The sequence below is a fragment of the Salinivibrio sp. AR647 genome, from assembly GCF_001995415.1.
Taxonomy (GTDB): Bacteria; Pseudomonadota; Gammaproteobacteria; order Enterobacterales; family Vibrionaceae; genus Salinivibrio; species Salinivibrio costicola.
The window spans coordinates 162,385-182,615 of the sequence record NZ_MUFE01000001.1; the positions used below are offsets into that span (position 1 = coordinate 162,385).

At 49.8% G+C, this 20,231-nt stretch carries 12 protein-coding genes and 1 other annotated feature; of the genes, 5 read left to right on the top strand and 7 right to left on the bottom strand.

What is annotated here, in order from left to right; all coding sequences use genetic code 11:
• Positions 1-34: 34 nt before the first annotated feature.
• From thrC to thrA, 3 genes are read right to left on the bottom strand one after another with little or no spacing between them, the layout of a single operon-like run.
• Positions 35-1,321, bottom strand: a complete 1,287-nt coding sequence (gene thrC, locus BZG76_RS00770; RefSeq protein ID WP_077459807.1) for a threonine synthase — start codon at positions 1,319-1,321, stop codon at positions 35-37.
• Positions 1,318-2,277 (bottom strand): homoserine kinase, encoded by a 960-nt coding sequence (gene thrB / locus BZG76_RS00775; protein WP_077459808.1) that lies wholly within the window; start codon positions 2,275-2,277, stop codon positions 1,318-1,320. Before thrB ends, thrC begins: the two co-directional genes overlap by 4 nt.
• 2 nt (positions 2,278-2,279) lie before the next feature.
• Positions 2,280-4,739 carry a bifunctional aspartate kinase/homoserine dehydrogenase I gene (thrA, locus tag BZG76_RS00780; protein ID WP_077459809.1) on the bottom strand — a complete coding sequence of 820 codons (2,460 nt, stop codon included), beginning with the start codon at positions 4,737-4,739 and terminating at the stop codon, positions 2,280-2,282.
• Positions 4,740-4,764: 25 nt separating this feature from the next.
• Positions 4,765-4,882 (bottom strand) — a sequence feature (Thr leader region).
• Between the two features lie 164 nt (positions 4,883-5,046).
• Between thrA and aceK the strand changes: the two genes are divergently transcribed.
• A complete protein-coding gene (gene aceK, locus BZG76_RS00785) occupies positions 5,047-6,786 on the top strand; it encodes a bifunctional isocitrate dehydrogenase kinase/phosphatase (protein ID WP_028569570.1) in 1,740 nt (579 codons plus the stop codon).
• Positions 6,787-6,895: 109 nt separating this feature from the next.
• Complete coding sequence (locus BZG76_RS00790; protein ID WP_077459810.1) at positions 6,896-7,369, top strand: hypothetical protein; 474 nt, start codon at positions 6,896-6,898, stop codon at positions 7,367-7,369.
• Position 7,370: 1 nt separating this feature from the next.
• Here the strand turns inward: BZG76_RS00790 and BZG76_RS00795 are convergent, their stop codons facing one another.
• On the bottom strand, positions 7,371-7,853 hold the full coding sequence (locus BZG76_RS00795) for a putative 4-hydroxy-4-methyl-2-oxoglutarate aldolase (protein ID WP_077459811.1): 483 nt from the start codon (positions 7,851-7,853) through the stop codon (positions 7,371-7,373).
• A gap of 36 nt (positions 7,854-7,889) precedes the next feature.
• A complete protein-coding gene (locus tag BZG76_RS00800) occupies positions 7,890-8,312 on the bottom strand; it encodes a DUF3293 domain-containing protein (RefSeq protein WP_077459812.1) in 423 nt (140 codons plus the stop codon).
• Positions 8,313-8,745: 433 nt separating this feature from the next.
• On the opposite strand from BZG76_RS00800, the gene arcA reads away from it, so the two are divergent.
• Positions 8,746-9,465 carry a two-component system response regulator ArcA gene (gene arcA / locus BZG76_RS00805; protein WP_021022133.1) on the top strand — a complete coding sequence of 240 codons (720 nt, stop codon included), beginning with the start codon at positions 8,746-8,748 and terminating at the stop codon, positions 9,463-9,465.
• Between the two features lie 91 nt (positions 9,466-9,556).
• Here arcA and arcB read toward each other — a convergent pair whose 3' ends face one another.
• Complete coding sequence (gene arcB, locus BZG76_RS00810) at positions 9,557-11,929, bottom strand: aerobic respiration two-component sensor histidine kinase ArcB (protein WP_077459813.1); 2,373 nt, start codon at positions 11,927-11,929, stop codon at positions 9,557-9,559.
• Between the two features lie 9 nt (positions 11,930-11,938).
• Positions 11,939-13,732, bottom strand: a complete 1,794-nt coding sequence (locus BZG76_RS00815) for a diguanylate cyclase domain-containing protein (RefSeq protein ID WP_077459814.1) — start codon at positions 13,730-13,732, stop codon at positions 11,939-11,941.
• A gap of 607 nt (positions 13,733-14,339) precedes the next feature.
• On the opposite strand from BZG76_RS00815, the gene gltB reads away from it, so the two are divergent.
• Together gltB and BZG76_RS00825 are read left to right on the top strand one after the other, a co-directional pair.
• Positions 14,340-18,806 carry a glutamate synthase large subunit gene (gltB, locus tag BZG76_RS00820; protein ID WP_077459815.1) on the top strand — a complete coding sequence of 1,489 codons (4,467 nt, stop codon included), beginning with the start codon at positions 14,340-14,342 and terminating at the stop codon, positions 18,804-18,806.
• A 12-nt stretch (positions 18,807-18,818) separates the two neighbouring features.
• Positions 18,819-20,231: an FAD-dependent oxidoreductase gene (locus BZG76_RS00825; protein ID WP_077459816.1), complete on the top strand. Its 1,413-nt coding sequence runs from the start codon at positions 18,819-18,821 to the stop codon at positions 20,229-20,231.

Here is a 20,231-nt window from a genome sequence, read left to right on the forward strand (position 1 = left end):
AAAAGCCCGCTACGTAGAGAGCGGGCTTTTTTTATTACGCGTTTGCCAATCGAAGTAAATACGCCCTTAAAGCGGTAAAATCAGCGTCTTGCTCGCTAGATAACAGTGCCATCTGCGCATGCTTGGCTAACGGACCGGGCAAGGGAATATCTTTTTCTAAAATGGCATCAACCGACTCTTTAAACTTCGCCGGATGAGCCGTACATAAAAAGATCCCTTCTTCCCCATCTTCAAGTTGCTGCTCAAGTAACCGGTAAGCAATTGCCCCATGAGGTTCACATAAATAGCCGGCTTGAGCCAACGCGCGTAAGCTCTCTGCCGTTTCTTCATCGTCTGCCCACCCAGAGGCGAGCTCAGCTAACGGCCATTGCTGACGGCGAAACAGCTCTTCAATACGGGGCCAATTATTCGGCTGACTCACATCCATCGCATTTGACAAGGTTGCCACGGTTTGATGCGGTGCCCACTGACCGGATTGCAAATAACGCGGTACCGTGTCATTGGCATTGGTTCCGGCAATAAACCGTTTAATCGGTAAACCCATCGCTTTGGCCAGTAACCCGGCCGTCAGGTTGCCAAAGTTACCACTCGGCACGGCCATGACCAATTGATCGCGTTTGTGCTTGGGCACTTGGGCGACCGCTTCAAAGTAGTAACAGATTTGTGCCATCAAACGGCTGATATTGATCGAATTCGCCGAGTTAAGCCCTATCGTCTGTCGCAGTTCGTTATCATCAAAGGCTTGTTTGACGAGGCTTTGGCAGTCATCAAAATCGCCATTAATGGCGACGGTATGGATATTGCCGCCAAGGGTACAAAAGAGCTTTTCCTGCAGTGGGCTGATTTTGCCTTTTGGGTATAAGATCACCACATCAATATTGTCGATCCCATAAAAGGCGTGAGCAACCGCGGCCCCTGTATCCCCGGACGTTGCAGTCAAGATAGTGATCTTTTTACCATCAGACACCGCTGCAATTGACTGCGCCATAAAACGGCCGCCGAAGTCTTTAAACGCCAATGTCGGCCCATGAAAAAGCTCGAGCGCATGAATATGTTCGCCCACTTGCTTAAGCGGAGCGTCAAAATTAAACGCTTCGCTGACCAGCTCACGCACATGACTTTTGGGCAACTCCTCGCCAATCAGTGCCGACAAGATCTCGGTACTGCGCTCAACCAATGGCATGGCAAGCAGTGCATCCATGTCATCAAACTGTGGCAAAGCATCGGGAAAGAACAGCCCTTGTCCACGCCCTAACCCTTGCTGAACCGCTTGAGAAAACGAAACGACTTCGCTGTGATCTTTTATGTTGTAAAGCTTCATGCATGACTTCCTATTGCTTTTGCGCCTTGTCCATCAATGCGACATACATGAACAAAGCCATCGTTATTTTGTACATACTGCTCACGCAGCCATTGCGCCAAACGTTCAGCAACCTGTTGATCGTCACAGACACTAAACAGGGTGGGTCCTGAGCCGGATATTCCCGTAGCCAATGCCCCACAGTTTGCCGCGTGCGCCCGTGCTTCAGCAAAACCAGGGAGTAATTTTTGTCGGTAAGGTTCAGCAATCACATCACATATTAAACTGGCCGCCAGTTTAGGTTGTTGGGTGTGACACGCATGAATAAAACCACCGAGATAACGGCCGTGTGCGATCACATCCTGACGGCGATATTGCGCGGGTAAAATAGTACGGGCCTCTGCCGTCGATACCTTGATACCAGGATAGGCCATGACCCAATACCAGTTTTCAAAGTGCGGCACCGCTTGACTGATCACGCCTTGGCTTTCGAGCATGAGCTGTAACCCACCGAGGTAACAGGGCGCGACATTATCATAATGAAGACTGCCTGAAATCGATGCCTCCATTTCTCCCATTAGCGCCAGCATGGTGGTTTCATCTAACGCATGATCGTGAAAGCGGTTTAACGCATCCAAAGCGGCCACAATCGAACAGGCACTAGATCCCAGCCCCGACCCGATCGGCATATTCTTTTCCAATACCATAGCGACAGGTTTGACCGACTGATTATTCGCCTGCAAGGCTGCGGCGTATGCCAGGTAAGCTTTGTACACAATGTTATCTTGCTCATCCGGCGGTAACTTATCGGTAAAGCGGCCTTGGCAGCGCAATGAAAAAGGCGTTTTTCCCCCATCAGCTACTTCAACCACATCGCCAAGTAAACTGCCGTCGATAGGGCTAACTGCGGCGCCCAACACATCAAAGCCAACACTGACATTACCAATCGATGCTGGCGCATAAACACGTACCGCCATGGTTATACTCCCAATTTCCAGCCGAGTGTTCGCATCAGATCCGCAAACACCCCCGCCGCCGTTACGGCAGTCCCTGCGCCGTAACCGCGCAGAACTAACGGAATTGGCTGATAGTAGCGGCTGTAGAATGCCAGTGCGTTTTCACCGTCTTTGATTTTATTCATTGGATCATCACTGGCAACAGCTTGAATTTTCACAAAGCACTGGCCGTTCTCAATCCCACCAATATAACGCAATACTTTCCCTTCTTGCGCAGCCTGCTCCGACCATTGCTTAAAATAAGCATCCGCTTCAGGAAGCCGAGCCATAAAGCTGTCGACGTCACCGGATTGATCAAAGCCTGGCGGTAAGGCCGGCTCCACGTTGACGTCATCGAGTTCAAGCTCCATGCCAGCCTCTCGAGCTAAGATAAGAAGCTTGCGCGCCACGTCCATCCCGGACAAGTCATCCCGTGGATCCGGTTCGGTATAGCCGTTTTCTCGCGCCACGTTGGTAGCTTCACTAAAACTTGCCCCTTCATCTAGTTTGCCAAAGATGTGAGACAGTGAACCGGATAAAATACCGGAAAAGCGTGACAGTTCATCCCCGGCTGCAATCAGGTTTTGCAAGTTTTCGATCACAGGTAAGCCAGCACCAACCGTGGTCTCGTACATAAACTTACGGTGGGTTGCACGCGCCGCCTGACGCAGCTGGTGGTAATACGCAAGGCTACTGGTATTGGCTTTTTTGTTCGGCGTGATCACATGGAACCCCGCCTGTAAAAACGCCGTATATTGGTCAGCGACTTGTTGGCTCGAGGTGCAGTCGATCAGCACTGGGTTAATAATGTGATTACGCTGCACTAACTGGATCATGCCGGCCAAACTGAAGTGGGAAAGATGATTGGGTAAATCATCGCGCCAGGTATCCAGATCAATGCCTTGGCTGTTCAGCCACATGCCCTTGCTATTGGCCAACCCACACACACGCATCACAATCCCTTGCTGACGAAGCTTGGCCTGCTGACGACGAATTTGCTCGATGAGCTCGCCGCCGACCCCACCGACCCCAACAATGAAGACATCCAAATGGTGCTGGCTATTAAATAAGTTTTCGTGACAGGCTTTGACCGCCTCGGATACCCGCTCTGAGGGAATAACAGCCGAAATTGCACGCTCTGATGAGCCTTGAGCGATGGCAACAATATTGACATTCACTTCCGCCAGAGAGGTGAAAAAGCGCGATGCGACCCCTTTTGATGTGCGCATACCATCACCCACTAAGGAAACAATTGAAAGATCATCGATAAACTCAACCGGCTCGAGCAAGCCGTCTTTCAACTCGAGCTCAAAGTGGATACTCAGTGCTTTTTCTGCTTTGGTTTTATCTTGGTTTTGAATACAAAAGCTAATGCTGTACTCAGAGGATGATTGAGTGATAAGAACAACCGATACCCCAGCCGACGACATGGCGCCAAACACACGTGATGCCATCCCCACCATCCCTTTCATGCCCGGACCTGACAGGTTCACCATGCTCAAGTCACTTAAGGTTGTGATCCCTTTAATTGGCAGCTTATCCTCGCCACTATCATCACCAATGAGGGTGCCTGCACCTTGCGGGTTGGCGGTATTTTTGATGAGGCAAGGAATATGGAACCGGGCAATCGGCGCAATGGTTTTAGGGTGGAGAACTTTGGCCCCAAAATAAGACAGCTCCATCGCCTCTTGGTAGCTCAGTGATTTTAGCAAGCGTGCATCAGGCACTAGACGCGGATCACAGTTGTAAACGCCATCAACATCAGTCCAGATCTCACAACATTGGGCGCGCACACACGCAGCCAGCACAGCAGCCGAGTAATCAGAGCCATTTCGCCCTAACGTAACCAGCTCACCGTTTTCATTTCCGGCCATAAAGCCTGGCATCAGCCCGATATGTTGCGCCGGGATCGGAGATTGTTTAAATCGCTGCGATGACGCTTCGATATCCACTTCGGCACTTAAATAACTGCCCGACGCAGCAAAATAATTAACGGGGTCAATATCAAACACGGCATAGCCACGAGCTTCTAAGAGCGCATGCATTGCCGCTACCGATAAACGCTCCCCTTTGCTTACCACGCGCGCATAGGTGCTATCGGGACACAAACCGAGCAGGCTCATGCCGTGCACATATTGACGAAGCTGTCCGAGACTACGGGTTAATTTGTCAAATAGAGGCTGAGTTTCAAGGTTAGGTTGACACTCGGCAAGCCCATGAAAAAGATCGGTAAAAAGGCTTTCTAACTCTTTAAGTGGCAGCTCTGCCTCACCATGTTTGACCGTGTTGTCGACCACTGAGACCAAAATATTGGTGACTTTAGCAGGCGCGGACAAAACCGCAGAGACATCACTTTGTCCTTGATTACTCAGAATAATATCGGCAGCGCGGCTAAATCGTTCGGCATTGGCCAACGATGTACCACCAAATTTTAAAACTCGCATCCTTTTGGGACCTCTCTCTTTAAGATAAAAAAAAGCCCGTACCTGGGAAGGTACGGGCTTTTTTTGGAAATTCTGTGCGTATCAGCCCGCACCAACACAAAGTGTGCCAGTAATAATGGTGGTTGTGGTGGTCAAGGTGCTGATCGTTAGTTGCATGTGTGTTGCGTTTATCATTTATTTTGTTGAGTTCCCCTTAGGTGTATCGAATCATGCTGCCAAGGTCAACAAAAAAGTGATGCCGATTGCTTTTTCAGCAAAACTCTGCGAGCTTGAACCGAGGGAAAAACGTTCACGGAAAGGAGCGAAAATGACACAGGACGCCATGGCGCAGCTGGTTGCAAACACCATCTTACAAGGCTCGGATGCCATGTACGGTCGCTTTCTCGATGTGACATCGGGCGCACAAGAACGCTTTGAACAACAAGATTGGCAAAGTGTGCAGCTTGCACTTAAAACGCGTATTCAATTTTATGACCACCATGTTGGCTTAGTCAGCCAACAGCTCCGCGCGATGCTTGGGAAAGAACACGCCACTCGCTCGTTTTTGATGGCGGTAAAAGCGGCCTATATCCGGTTGCTCGATGATTACCCGCGCTACGATATCGCTGAGAGTTTTTTTAACTCTGTCTACTGCCGGATCTTTGAGCATCGGAATATTCGTCGTGACAAATTGTTTGTGCAAAGCGCTCAAGGGGGACGGATTCCTAAGTACCCCACGCCACTACTTCGGCGGTTTCAATCTCAAGCAGGCATCTATGCCACGCTAGAACGAATGCTAGATAGCACACCGTTTACCCTACCTTGGCGAGATAAAACCGGTGATCTTAAGCGAATAACCCAAATCCTGCAGGCGCGCTTTGGCCCCCAGCTCACAATGAGCTTCACCCTTGAGATGGTCCGTCAGCCATTTTTCCGCAATAAAGGCGCGTATCTGATTGGCAGGCTCGATATGGCCAATCAACGCCGACCGCTGGTATTGCCGCTCGCGATTTCTGATCACGGTGAGCTCTATATTGATGCCTGCATTACCGACAGTGATGACGTCAGCATCGTATTCGGCTTCGCTCGCTCCTACTTTATGGTTTACGCTCCGGTACCTGCCGCTTTAGTCGACTTTCTCAATCAGCTCATGCCCAATAAAACGCCCGCAGAGCTCTACACCGCCATCGGATGTCAAAAGCATGGTAAGACAGAGTTATACCGTGAGTTTCTTCATCACCTGGAAAACTCAGACGATTTATTTGATATCGCCCCCGGCGTAAAAGGCATGGTGATGTCTGTATTCACCCTCCCCTCATACGGGTTTGTGTTTAAAATCATCAAAGATAAGTTCGCACCGCAAAAACAAATGACCCATGCCCAAGTGCGGGAGAAATACCGGCTGGTCAAAGAGCATGACCGTGTTGGTCGCATGGCCGACACCCAAGAATACCGTCATTTTATTTTCCCTCGCGATCGGTTTAGTGACGCATTAATCGACGAACTGCTCGCGGTGGCGCCGTCTTGCATCACGGTGACCGACAGCGAAGTACGGATTCGCCACCTGTACATGGAGCGGCGAATGATCCCACTTAATATCTATTTAGAACAAGCGGCACCCGAGGCGATTTCCCAGGCGGTACAAGAATATGGCGATGCATTAAAAGAACTGGCCGCCGCCAATATCTTTGCCGGCGATATGCTGTTTAAAAACTTTGGTGTCAGTCGCCACAACCGGGTGATTTTTTATGATTACGATGAAATCGCGTATTTAACCGAGGTTAACTTCCGCCGTATTCCGCCGCCGCGTTACCCTGAAGACGAATTAGCGGCTGAGCCATGGTACAGCGTGGGAGAGAACGATGTATTCCCCGAGGAATTTCGTACCTTTTTACTGGTTAACCGTACGGTGGCAAAAGAGTTTGATCGTCTTCATCCTGAGCTATTTGAGGCGGCCTATTGGCAACAACTGCAACGTCAAGTGAAAGCGGGGCATTTTCACGATGTACGCCCATACAACGACGAAAACCGTCTGAGTCATACACAGATGGCAATAAAACCAGCTTGATCGTCACAGGTCATGGACTACAAAACGTTTTTTTTGTCTACACTCACGATAGCGAACAAAAAAGAGCCCACCGAGCTCAGCGTTAATCAAAAGCTAAGAGGCAAAGGATGTGAGCGTAAAACAACTAGGATGGTTGGTCCTCGCCCTACACGTCGTGGCGACACCCGCGTGGGCTGAAAAACTCACGTGGAACACCGCACCTGAATTGGCGTCAGAGCATTTTTTTATTCAGTCTATTCCCTCGGCGAGCCAAGGCTTTGACAGCTGGACGGTCCAATCAGGCTATCGCTATCCACTACAGAATATCTCTGTCTACATAGGAACACAGTTAAAAAGCGAGACTGCACAATCGACCAGCGCGCATGGTTTACTCAGCGGCATTGATTATCATTTTACCGACAAGCTACGTGTGTCGAGCCAGATTAGCCGTGACAATGATAACGCCTTAATTGATCAATGGGGCGTCAGCAGTCGCTACCAATTTAGCGACGCTTTTGGCGTCAATGCCGGACTAGATGTTGAGTTTGATGCCGACGCCGCCCCCGAACCTATCTATCAACTCGGGGTAGGGCTAAGTTTTTGATTCACGTGTTTAGCGGATTGGTGCACACGATCACACCATTTTGGTCTGCATACAGATAATCCCCCGCTGTCAGGGTGATCCCCGCAAGCGTAATCGCCACATCAACCTCACCTTGACCGTATTTGTGCGTCTTAATTGGACACACTCCCAGTGCTTTTATGCCCAGCGGTAAGGTGGATAAGGTGGCCGCATCACGCACGGGCCCGGCAATCACAATCCCCGCCCAATGGTTATCGACCGCACTTTGTCCAATTAAGTCGCCTAACAAAGCTCTATCCATGGCACCTGAACCGTCAACGACCAACACCTGCCCATCACCGGGCGACGCCAATAACGCCTTCACTTTCGAGTTATCGCGATAGCAACGCACCGTTCGTACTCGACCTTCAAAGCCACGTTTTGCCCCATAGTCAAACCATTGCATCGGTATCCATTGCACCGCGTCAGGGTGTTGGTCACATAAGTCAGGCAGTTTATCGTCCATGATATGTTTCTCCTCATTATTAATAGGGTGACTCGTTTACGTCTTTGCCGCCACCAACAAGGAAGAAAAACGCACGTTAAGTGATTGTGGCGTAAAGTCTGTCATTAAGGCAGGCAACAACCATAATGTATCGTTTTCAACCCAGTAAATCGCGTTTTGCTCCCAAGTTTTCGCCAAGGCCACGGCATCCGATGACGCAATCGCGACCGCAAAACCAGGTTCAAACCAACTTCCATCCGGTGCGCCACCATTCATCGGCCAATAACGGAGACCGGCCTGCGTCATCGCCTTGGCAAGCCGCTCATTACGTAAGTAATTCTCATTGTCAGATAAAGGTTGGCTGCGTGGATTAAATGCGGTAAGAATAGCAAATGCAGCCGCATCGGGCGCTTGAGGGGCATGAAAAGCGATCGATTGGTAAGTTTTCCACAAATCTTGCTGCGTATTTTGATCACACATTATTTACATCCATTGGCGACTAATACTATGCTTAATTACTAATTATGCGCGATTATTCATAAAGTTAAACGGATAGTTGGTACTAACTGACACGTAACATGCTTTTGATTGGGGTCAATAAAGGATGAAAAAAATCATCAACCTTCATCCTAATATATTGTTAGCGTGCTGTTAAATGAATACAATTGGCGATAATTAATGGATAGCACAGTGATCGGCTTGGCGTTGAATCAAGTCCGCCATGCCCCGTCTCAAGCTGGAACACACGGTGCGTTGTCTAGCATCGACGAACACTTCTCTATGGATGGCGTGCCATATGTTAGTTGCGAGGTTCGCGGTAGACATTCCTCGCATTTTGTAAATTTTTTTCACAGGCTAGTCGGTCTAGACTATGGAATATAACCGGATTCTATTTAGATATTAGGTATCGCCAATGCAAACCCCGCAAATTCTGATTGTAGAAGACGAACAGGTCACACGTAACACGCTGAAAAGTATCTTTGAAGCCGAAGGTTACAATGTGTTTGAAGCCAGCGATGGCGACGAAATGCATCAAATCCTGTCAAACCACCACGTTCACCTTGTGATCATGGATATCAACCTGCCTGGTAAAAATGGCCTACTCCTGGCGCGTGAACTACGTGAACAAGGGGATATGGCACTGATGTTCCTGACCGGGCGAGATAACGAAGTTGATAAAATCCTTGGGTTGGAGATCGGTGCAGATGATTATATCACCAAACCGTTTAATCCCCGTGAACTGACTATCCGTGCCCGCAACCTGCTCACGCGTGCGTTAAGCAGTGTGAACGGGAGTGAAGAGAAACGTAATGTTGACGTTTATACCTTCAATGGTTGGACGTTAGATATTAACAGCCGTTCACTGATCAATCCTGAGGGAGAAACCTTCAAACTGCCTCGTTCTGAGTTCCGTGCATTGCTTCACTTTTGTGAAAACCCTGGCAAGATCCAGACCCGTGCTGAACTGCTGAAGAAAATGACCGGCCGCGATTTGAAACCGCATGATCGTACGGTTGATGTCACCATTCGCCGGATCCGTAAGCACTTTGAATCGCACAGCGACACACCCGAGATTATTGCCACCATTCACGGTGAAGGCTATCGCTTCTGCGGCGAGATTGAAGAGCAGTAAGTGTCAACGCTAAGCCGATAGTCGGTGAAAACTACCGTTTGTACAGGCAAAAGGCGCCCAATCTAAGGCGCCTTTTTTTGATCTTATCAGGTTAACGGTGAGTGTCGCTTTGCTCATCTAACCAGGCCTTTAATACCGCTAAATCGTGCGGGTAACCCGCTTTTATTTCATCGATCCAATCAGCAATGTTTTCCCACCATGCCGGTAAATCAGGCGACTGAGCTTTTTGCGCGACTTTTTGGATATGTTTTAACCCCACCGACCCCGCGGCGCCTTTAATTTTATGGGCTTCTGAAACAATGCCGTCTTGATCGCGTGCGGTCATGTTCGAGTCTAAGATCGCGATATAGTCTGGCATGGTTGCTTCAAACATTTCGATACTTTGGCGTACAGGCTTAATTCCCACCAGCTCGACGTATCCGGTGAGCATGTCCATATCCAATAAGCGCTCAGCTTGCTCACTCGCCACTGGCCGCGCCGCTTGCGTCTGAGGTTCAGATTCAGCAGTCTGCGCGGATACCGCCTCGCCGGCCAAAGCATGATGCGAAATCACGTGATTGAGGGCTGAGACACTAATGGGTTTACTGATAGCATCGTCCATACCTTGCGTTAAGTAGCTATTTTTATCGTTGATCACATTGGCCGTCAGAGCAACCAAGGGCGGTAAATGCGCGTGATGCTGTCGCCATGTCGCGGCGACATCAAACCCGGTCATATCCGGTAACTGAATGTCGAGTAAGACGAGATCAAACGCGCCAGGCACAAAAGCATCAAGCGCGGCTTGCCCGTCGCGAGCAACGGTGACGTCATGACCCAGGCTTTCAAGCAAGCTGGTGGCGACGGTGATATTCAGCTCAATGTCTTCGACAAGCAAAATACGTAACGCATTGTTTATCAGCGCAGGGGAAGGCATCTGTTCTTCATTGGGTTCACTCAGTGGCACACTCACCGTAAGTGTAAACGTACTGCCTTGACCTTCTTCACTGTCGAGGCTGATATCGCCACCCATCAAACGCGCCAGTTTACGCGAAACGGCTAAGCCAATCCCAGTGCCCACGGCATGTAGGTTTTCACCTGCTTGTTTCACCTGATAGTACATTGCAAAGATCTTATCTTGCTCATCCGCAGGGATCCCAATACCACTGTCTTCAACATCAAAACACAGATGAGCAGTATCGTGATCAACCTCAGCACTGACCGTGATAATCACACAACCTTGCTTGGTAAACTTGACCGCATTCCCCACCAGGTTCCAAAGAATTTGCCGTAAACGGGTCGCATCCACTGCAACGTACTCGGGCAAGTCCGTAACCCGCTCGAGTTCAAAACGTAGACCTTTTTGCTCCGCCATCAATGTCGATATATTATCAATCTCGGTCACAAACTCGCGCAGATCGATGCTGGTAGGATGCAATGACAAACGTTTTCGATCGGATTTATCTAAATCGATAATATCATTAAAAATGTTGCCTAGCGTGATGGCACTAACGTAAATGGTGCGTAAGTAATTACGCTGTTTATCGTCTAATTGAGAGTCGAGCAGTATTTGACTGAGCCCCACAATGCCATTCAACGGGGTACGAAGTTCATGACTAATGGTCGAAATAAACGCTGTCTTTTCTCGACTCGCTTTTTCTAGCGCGTCTTGGTAACGCTTACGCTCGGTGATTTCGCGTCCAAAGCCGAGTAATCCTAGATGTCGCCCGTCTCGTGAAAAGAAAGGGACTTTGCGCAACTCAAAATAGGCTTTTCGACCATCTTGATATTCCAGCCATTGTTCATAGGTAATCGAGACATTAGCATCAAAAACTTGCTGGTCCGTTTCAACCACTTTTTCAGCAATATCTTCACGATAAACATCCCAAGGCGTCATGCCCTTTAGGGTTTTCTCATCGTAACCGGTGAGCTCTTCCATTGCGCGATTGCAACCGGAAAACTGGCCCTGGGCATTGCGGTAATAAATTAAATCGGGCGAGGCATCGATAAATGATCGCAGTAACGCGGTTTGCTCAGCCAATTCTAACTGGGCTTTTTCACGCTGATAAACTTCATTTTCCAGATCTTTAATCGCCTGTTGCCGCGCTTCCTCAGCTTTTTCTCTTTCTTCTATCTCTAAGTTGAGCTGCTCAATGTTCTCGGTTAATTGGCGGTTTAAACGCATATCGCGCGCGCGCATTTCTTCAAGTTTTGAGACGAGCTTGGATAAACGTTGACGAGACTCTTCCAGTTGATCCACCACCACTGATAAAAAATAGACCGCCCAGGGAGTGATGATCAGACCAAAAAATACAGAACGAATAATGTCGATATTCTGGACCGTGCCTTCAAGCACCAGCGTGATGCCCACTTGTACCACAACCGCCAGCGCTACTAAGGCTAAGGCGAGCAGCATGCTAAAGCGCACAATCCCGAGTTTAACCAGTAAATCGACATAATATTGTGCAAGGACTTTAAGTTGTTTCATAAAGGATGATTAACCGCTAGATTCTAGGTAAGTCGATTCGGCGACCGAAGCGCGTCGAGGGCTTGATCCGTGTGGTGCCGGCATGCCTTTCACTACACTCACTTGATTTCGACCGTTGCGTTTAGCTTGATATAAAGCGCGATCCGCTTGCTGGATTAAATCACCGTAATCACCATCCGCGGAGGGTGTCACACAAGCAACGCCAAGGCTGATAGTAATTTTACCGGTAATCACGGCCTGATGATGGGCAATGTCTGCCGATAGCACCCGCTCGCGTGCAGTCTCGGCAACCTGGATAGCGCCGTTCAGTTCGGTTTGCGGCAATACAATGGCAAACTCTTCGCCGCCATAACGCGCCACCACATCAAGCGGCCGGTGAACGGCTGAGGTCAATGCGTTTGCCACTTTTTGTAACGCCCAGTCACCTTGTTGATGACCATAGTGATCATTGTACCGTTTAAAATGATCGATATCACAGAGGATAAAGGCAAGTGGCGTGCCTTCACGCGCTTGTGAACGCCACAGTTTGCTCAGCTGTTCATCTAAACTACGTCGATTCGCCACTTGGGTGAGGCTGTCGACAAAACTGAGTGCTTGCAAAGCCATTATGGCGTCGGCAAGCTGCTGTTGCGTGTCTTTTCTTTCGGTAATATCCCGAGCCATCAGCAAAATGGCAGGGGCGCCCGTCACCGGATCTTGAATGCGTGATTTTGCCACCTCATACCAGGTTTGCTCGCCTAACGGACCAAGAATGACATCCTCATAAGTCATGGTTTCACCCGTATCCAATACTTGTTGATCACGCTGTCGATGTTGATCGAAGATATCAGGATCAACCACTTTCTGCGCAGGGGCGTTTTCCAACGCCTCAATCGTCGTGCCTAATGCATCAGCATAAGCTTGGTTGCAAGCCAAGTGATAGTAGTCTTGGTCATAGATCCCAATCGGATCGATACTCGACTTAAAAATCGCACTGAGTAAATGACTGCGTTGCTCTAAGACCTGCTCAACGGATTGGCGCTGTTGCGCTTCTTTTTGTAATCGCTCTTGCATCTGGTGCCAGTTGGTCACATCGTGGCTGATACACAAGGTACCAATGATTGCCTGTTTATCATTTTTAAGTGCGGTGATATTGGTCTCTAATAAACAGCTTTCATCATTATGTTGTGTCGCCCATGTCCGTTCAGTTTGAGGCTGCGTCAGCGGCTGATCCGCTTGCCAAACAATGGCCTCTTGCTCACGGCCTTGCCAAAAACGATCAAATGCCGCATTGGTGCCGACCACATTCCCTTCCACATCTTGAAAGCACACCAACTCCTCCAGCGAGTTAATCACGCTCAAGAGTACGCCTTGCTCTTGCTCATGAAGTTGCCAATGGGTGCGCTGATCCGCCGATGATAAGGAGACAACCCATGCTCGCTTCCCTCGACAACGAATCGGTAAACCCGATAACTGCACGTTGACACGCACCCGATTCGCCCCCGGCGCTCGGACTTTCGCATCAACATGAGAAAAAGGTTGCGGCCAAGGCTGTGCCATAATGAATGCCTGAACGGCTTGCTGCTGTCGCGGGGTAGCGGTTTTAAATTGCTGTTGGCTATCGACCAGTGAAAAGGTGTCTACGCATGCAGCATTGGCATATAAAATGTCGCCCTGTTCGGCAGTTACAATGGCATGCGGCGTTTCCAAGCTGGCCATGTAAACCTGCCAGTCAGATAGCGCCACTGTCTCTTGACGCGCTCGCCATCCGTAACCCAGCACGCCACCGGCCAATAAAACAAGCAAAAAAATAAAAAACGCCATGCCGCTCCTGTGCCCTTGTCCCTAATGTGTTCTATCCAGTTTTCACTCGCATCGTATTCTGCCACACATTACATTGGGGGCGTGATTACCCTGTTCACAGCTTTATAAATATCATCTGTTATTTTATTACATCAATCTGTAGTGATTTTCGCTATGAAAGTGGACGCATAAAACGCACCCTTCTCTGTTTGTTGTTAAAATTAGAATATCTACTCAAATTCTGCCTTTATTTAATAATTATTTAACTAAAAAGCATAATTGCGAATAGCTATTATTCCCTGTTTATCCGCATTAAAAGCACGCTAAATCATAATCTTAAATCGTCGTTTTTTACATTTGTATATGCATAAAGGTTGCATACAAAAATTTGACCTTTGCGGGGTTTCCCGTTAATTTGGAAGGTCGCTGAGTCGTGTTTTCCCCTTATTTGATTCGGTTATTGTTTTTAAAAACAGCTAGTTAAATAACCAATAACCGACAAATCTCGTTAAAAAATCACAACATAACGGGAGCATAGTCACAAGGCTAAGCCCGCTCAGAGTGGTCAGGAGGATCACGACAATAAATGCAATCACTGCGCATCACGCAGTAGCAAGGGAGAATTGCAATGTCGCTGTACAACCCAATGCTGGAAAAAGATAACTGTGGTTTTGGCCTTATTGCCCACCAAGAGGGAGAGCCAAGCCACAAACTGGTTCGTACCGCTATCGCTGCACTTGACCGCATGACCCACCGAGGTGGTATCAACTCAGACGGTAAGACAGGCGATGGTTGTGGATTGCTGCTGCAAAAGCCAGACCGCTTTTTCCGCCTTATCGCTGAGCAAAATCAATGGAAGCTTAGCCGCCTTTACGCGGTCGGCATGATTTTTCTAAGCGCCGATCCAGCTAAAGCCCAACAAGCCAAACAACGCTTCGAGCAAGAAATCAACGCTGAAACCCTTTCAGTGGTGGGATGGCGAACGGTACCGACCAATCCTGACGTACTTGGAGACATCGCCAAACAGTCTCAACCGGTGATTGAGCAAGTCTTTATCAATGGTCCAGCCGGCTGGCGAGCTCGCGATCTCGAACGTCGCCTTTACATTGCACGTCGTCGCGCCGAAAAGGCCCTCACCGATGATGCAGATTTTTATGTGACCAGCTTGTCGACCCAAACCATTGTCTATAAAGGACTGTGTATGCCGGCAGATCTGCCGCGCTTTTACACTGATTTGGCCGATCTTCGCCTTGAGTCGTCGATTTGTTTGTTCCACCAGCGTTTTAGTACCAATACACAGCCGCGCTGGCCGCTTGCCCAACCTTTCCGCTACCTCGCACACAATGGTGAAATCAACACCATTGAAGGCAACCGCCAGTGGGCGCGGACCCGTGCGTATAAGTTTAACTCGCCATTATTGCCAGATTTATACCAAGCGGCGCCATTTGTGAATGAATCCGGTTCAGACTCATCTAGCCTCGATAACATGATGGAAGTCTTTCTTGCCGGTGGTATGGACTTGTTCCGAGCCATGCGCCTGCTTGTGCCGCCTGCTTGGCAAAATCATCCAGATATGGATGACGAGCTCCGCGCATTCTATGATTTTAATTCGATGCATATGGAGCCTTGGGATGGTCCAGCCGGCATTGTGATGTCAGACGGTCGCTACGCGGCCTGTAACCTTGACCGAAACGGTCTGCGTCCAGCGCGTTATGTGATCACCAAAGATAAATTTATTACCTTGGCATCTGAAGTCGGCATCTGGGATTACGCACCGGATGAAGTTGAAGAAAAAGGGCGTGTCGGGCCAGGCGAGTTGCTGGTCATTGATACACGAGAAGGCAAAATTTGGCACTCAGGTGAAATCGATAATGAGCTCAAAAGCCGCCACCCCTATCGCGAATGGCTCGAGCAACATGTCCGTCGCCTGACGCCTTTTGAAGATCTGGATCCACAAACCAGTGAAGGCAGCCGCAACTTGCAAGATGGTCAGCTCAAGACGTATCAAAAGCTGTTTGGTATGTCGAACGAAGAGATTGACCAGGTAGTCAAGGTCTTGGGTGATATCGGCCAAGAAGCGACCGGCTCCATGGGCGATGACACACCAATGGCGGTGCTTTCTTCGCGTCCGCGCTGTGTCAGTGACTATTTCCGGCAAAAATTTGCTCAGGTCACCAATCCACCTATCGATCCGTTACGGGAAAATCACGTGATGTCATTGGCGACCTGTATCGGTCGCGAGATGAACGTCTTTTGCGAGACCGATGGCCATGCCGAACGGGTTGCCTTTAAATCGCCCGTACTGCTGTTTTCAGATCTGATCCAGTTACTCGAGCTGGACGACACCTATTACCGCAATACGGTTCTCGATATTAACTACAACCCGAACGAGAAAGATCTTCACCAAGCGATCCTTGACCTTTGTGATCAAGCTGAGCGCTGTATCCGCGATGGCACCGTCTTGGTCGTGCTGTCTGATCGCAGTATTCATAAAGACACACTCCCAATCCCAGCCGCCATGGCCGTCGGTGCAGTGCAAAAACGTTTGGTCAGCAAGAACCTGCGCTGTGATGCCAACATCATCATCGAAACCGGTAGCGCTCGTGATGCCCATCAGTTTGCGGTGTTACTCGGTTTTGGCGCCACCGCGGTTTATCCCTATTTGGCCTACGAAACTTTGGCTAATTTGGTCGATATTGGTGCGGTCAACCAACCTTATCGTGACGTCATGGTTAACTTCCGTAATGGCATCAATAAAGGCCTTTACAAAATCATGTCGAAAATGGGGATCTCGACCATTGCGTCTTACCGCTGCTCGCAACTGTTTGAAGCCGTAGGTCTGCATGACGATGTCATTGAACTTTGCTTTAAAGGCGTCGCGAGTCGGATTCAAGGGGCAAATTTTGACGATTTCCAACAAGACCTCGTCAACCTTGCCCGTCGCGCGTGGATTAAACGCAAACCGCTTGAGCACGGTGGCTTGCTCAAATATGTGCATGACGGTGAGTACCATGCTTATAACCCCGATGTAGTGACCAACTTGCAAAGCGCGGTCCGCTCGGGTGAAACCATGGATTACAAAACCTACGCCAACACGGTCAATGAACGTCCGGTCGCGACCTTGCGTGACTTAATGCGCTTGAAAAAAGCACAAACGCCGCTTGCACTCGAGCGCGTAGAACCCGCGACCGAGCTGTTTAAACGCTTTGATTCAGCCGCTATGTCAATTGGCGCTTTAAGTCCAGAAGCCCATGAAGCTCTCGCCATTGCCATGAACCGTCTAGGCGGTCACTCCAACTCTGGAGAAGGCGGTGAAGATCCACGTCGCTTCAATAGCGAGCGTAATTCTCGGATCAAACAAATTGCCTCAGGCCGCTTTGGCGTCACCCCGCACTACTTAACTAATGCCGACGTGCTGCAAATCAAGATCGCGCAAGGTGCGAAACCGGGTGAAGGCGGGCAGCTGCCAGGGCATAAAGTGACCGCAGAGATCGCGAAACTGCGCTTTTCCGTGCCTGGAGTCACCCTGATTTCGCCGCCGCCTCATCATGATATTTACTCAATTGAAGATTTAGCGCAGCTGATCTTCGACTTAAAACAAGTGAATCCACAGGCACTGGTCTCGGTTAAGCTGGTCTCGGAACCAGGTGTTGGCACCATTGCCACTGGCGTCGCGAAAGCCTATGCCGATCTGATTACCATTTCGGGTTACGATGGCGGTACCGGTGCCAGCCCGCTGACATCGGTGAAGTATGCAGGTAGCCCTTGGGAGCTCGGCCTAGCCGAAACCCAGCAAGCTTTGGTGGAAAATGGCTTACGCCACAAAATTCGCCTGCAAGTTGATGGCGGCTTGAAAACCGGTCTCGACATTATTAAAGCGGCGATTTTAGGCGCAGAAAGTTTCGGCTTTGGTACCGCCCCCATGGTGGCACTCGGTTGTAAATATCTGCGAATTTGCCATCTCAACAATTGCGCGACCGGTGTGGCAACCCAGGATGAAACCTTGCGTCGCGATCACTTTAAAGGCCTCCCCGAACAGGTGATGAATTTCTTCAAAGGCCTGGGTGAAGAGGTGCGCGAACTGCTCGCTGAGCTCGGGGTCGAGAAACTCACCGATCTGATTGGCCGTACCGACTTATTAGAGGCAGTTGAAGGCTTTACCGCCAAACAGTTGAAACTGGATTTAAGTCATATCCTTGAGGCGCCAACGCCTTGGCCGGGAAAAACCTTATATTGCAGTGAGCCGAATACGCCATTCGATAAAGCGGCACTGAACCAGACTCTGCTGAGTGAACTGAGTGATGCGATTGAGGCGAATCGTAGCGCGAGTATTTACCGCTCGGTCCGTAATACCGACCGCTCAGTCGGTGCTAGCTTGTCAGGCGTCATCGCCAAACGCTATGGCAATGCCGGAATGGCAGCCAATCCGCTCGATATTCAACTGCAAGGCACCGCAGGCCAGTCTCTGGGGGTATGGAATGCCGCTGGAGTCAACATTACCCTCATCGGTGATGCCAACGATTATGTCGGTAAAGGCATGAGTGGCGGACAGATTGTCATCCGTCCACCGGTTGGATCGGCGTTTGCCAGCCATGAGTCCACCATTATGGGTAACACCTGCCTGTATGGTGCAACGGGCGGCAAGCTCTTTGCTGCGGGTAAAGCAGGGGAACGCTTTGCGGTACGCAACTCAGGCGTCCATGCCATTGTGGAAGGCGCAGGCGATAACGCATGTGAATACATGACAGGCGGTATTGTGGCAATTCTAGGGCGCACCGGTGTCAACTTTGGCGCTGGAATGACAGGCGGCTTTGCTTATGTGCTGGATGAGCAGGGCGACTTCCATGCCCATATCAATGCTGAATTGGTCGAGGCACTCTCACTGGAAGCTCTCACGATCCACCAAGAGCATTTACGTGGCTTAATTGCTCAGCATTTTGAGCTCACTGGCTCGGATCGTGCAAAACAGCTACTGGATGAGTTTGATCATTGGGTGCATCGCTTCTATTTGGTCAAACCCAAAGCGGCGGATGTGAATACTTTATTAGGCCATCAAAGTCGTAGCGCGACCGAGTTGCGCGTTCAGGCGCAATAAAAGGAGGGACCCATGAGCCAGAACATCTATCAGTTTATTGATGTCCAGCGCATTGATCCGCGCAAAAAAGCGATTGAAACGCGCAAGATTGAGTTCGTTGAGATCTATGAGCCTTTCACCGAGAAGGAGGTATCGGCCCAAGCAGATCGTTGCCTCGATTGTGGCAACCCGTATTGCGAATGGAAGTGCCCAGTACACAACTACATTCCGCAATGGCTGGAGCTTGCCAACCAAGGGCGGATTATTGAAGCGGTAGAACTGTCACATCAAACCAACAGCTTGCCAGAAGTCTGCGGCCGAGTCTGTCCGCAAGATCGTCTGTGCGAAGGTGACTGCACTCTCAACGACGATTTTGGTGCGGTGACTATCGGTAATGTCGAAAAATACATTACCGATAAAGCCTTTGAAATGGGCTGGAAGCCTGATATGTCACATGTCGAGTGGACCGATAAAAAAGTGGCCGTGATTGGCGCAGGGCCTGCTGGTCTGGCATGCGCCGATGTGTTAGTACGCAATGGCGTTAAACCCGTCGTCTTTGATCGTTATCCTGAGATCGGTGGTTTGCTTACCTTTGGCATTCCTTCCTTTAAACTGGAAAAGGATGTCATGCGTCATCGTCAGCGCGTCTTTACCGAGATGGGTGTAGAGTTCCGCCTCAACACCGAAGTCGGCAAAGATATTGAGATGCAAACCCTCGTGGATGACTACGACGCGGTATTCTTAGGTGTGGGAACCTATCAATACATGCGTGCCGGGCTCGCGAATGAAGATGCGCCCGGTGTCTTTGATGCCCTACCCTTTTTAGTCTCCAACACCTATAAAGTGATGGATCTGGATCATGCGCCCGACTTTATCGATATGGCAGGGAAACGCGTTGTGGTCCTCGGTGGCGGGGATACGGCTATGGACTGTGTGCGTACCTCGATTCGCCAACAAGCCGCTAGCGTCACCTGTGCTTATCGCCGTGACGAAGAAAACATGCCGGGTTCACGTCGAGAAGTTAAAAATGCGCGTGAAGAGGGCGTCAACTTTATGTTCAACCTGCAACCGCTTGGCATTGAAGTGGACGATAACGGCAATGTCCGCGGCGTCACCGTAGTGAAAACCCAATTGGGTGCCCCGGATGCCGCCGGCCGCCGTCGTCCTGAGCCGATTGAAGGCAGTGAACACATACTGGAAGCTGACGCGGTGATCATGGCTTTTGGTTTTCAGCCTCATGCAATGGAATGGTTGGAACCTTACGATGTCGCACTAGACGAACGAGGACGGATTCAGGCGCCTGCCAAAGGTGAGATCTTATACCAAACCACGAATCCGCGGATCTTCGCCGGCGGGGATGCAGTACGAGGATCCGACTTAGTGGTCACGGCTATCGATGAAGGCCGTAAAGCGGCTGAGGGGATCATGGATTACCTCGAAGTTTAA

Bases quoted from the DNA above. Each gene is read 5' to 3' on its own strand.
- thrC (WP_077459807.1), bottom strand. From the start codon at position 1,321: ATGAAGCTTTACAACATAAAAGATCACAGCGAAGTCGTTTCGTTTTCT.
- thrB (WP_077459808.1), bottom strand. From the start codon at position 2,277: ATGGCGGTACGTGTTTATGCGCCAGCATCGATTGGTAATGTCAGTGTT.
- thrA (WP_077459809.1), bottom strand. From the start codon at position 4,739: ATGCGAGTTTTAAAATTTGGTGGTACATCGTTGGCCAATGCCGAACGA.
- aceK (WP_028569570.1), top strand. From the start codon at position 5,047: ATGACACAGGACGCCATGGCGCAGCTGGTTGCAAACACCATCTTACAA.
- BZG76_RS00795 (WP_077459811.1), bottom strand. From the start codon at position 7,853: ATGGACGATAAACTGCCTGACTTATGTGACCAACACCCTGACGCGGTG.
- BZG76_RS00800 (WP_077459812.1), bottom strand. From the start codon at position 8,312: ATGTGTGATCAAAATACGCAGCAAGATTTGTGGAAAACTTACCAATCG.
- arcA (WP_021022133.1), top strand. From the start codon at position 8,746: ATGCAAACCCCGCAAATTCTGATTGTAGAAGACGAACAGGTCACACGT.
- arcB (WP_077459813.1), bottom strand. From the start codon at position 11,929: ATGAAACAACTTAAAGTCCTTGCACAATATTATGTCGATTTACTGGTT.
- BZG76_RS00815 (WP_077459814.1), bottom strand. From the start codon at position 13,732: ATGGCGTTTTTTATTTTTTTGCTTGTTTTATTGGCCGGTGGCGTGCTG.
- gltB (WP_077459815.1), top strand. From the start codon at position 14,340: ATGTCGCTGTACAACCCAATGCTGGAAAAAGATAACTGTGGTTTTGGC.
- BZG76_RS00825 (WP_077459816.1), top strand. From the start codon at position 18,819: ATGAGCCAGAACATCTATCAGTTTATTGATGTCCAGCGCATTGATCCG.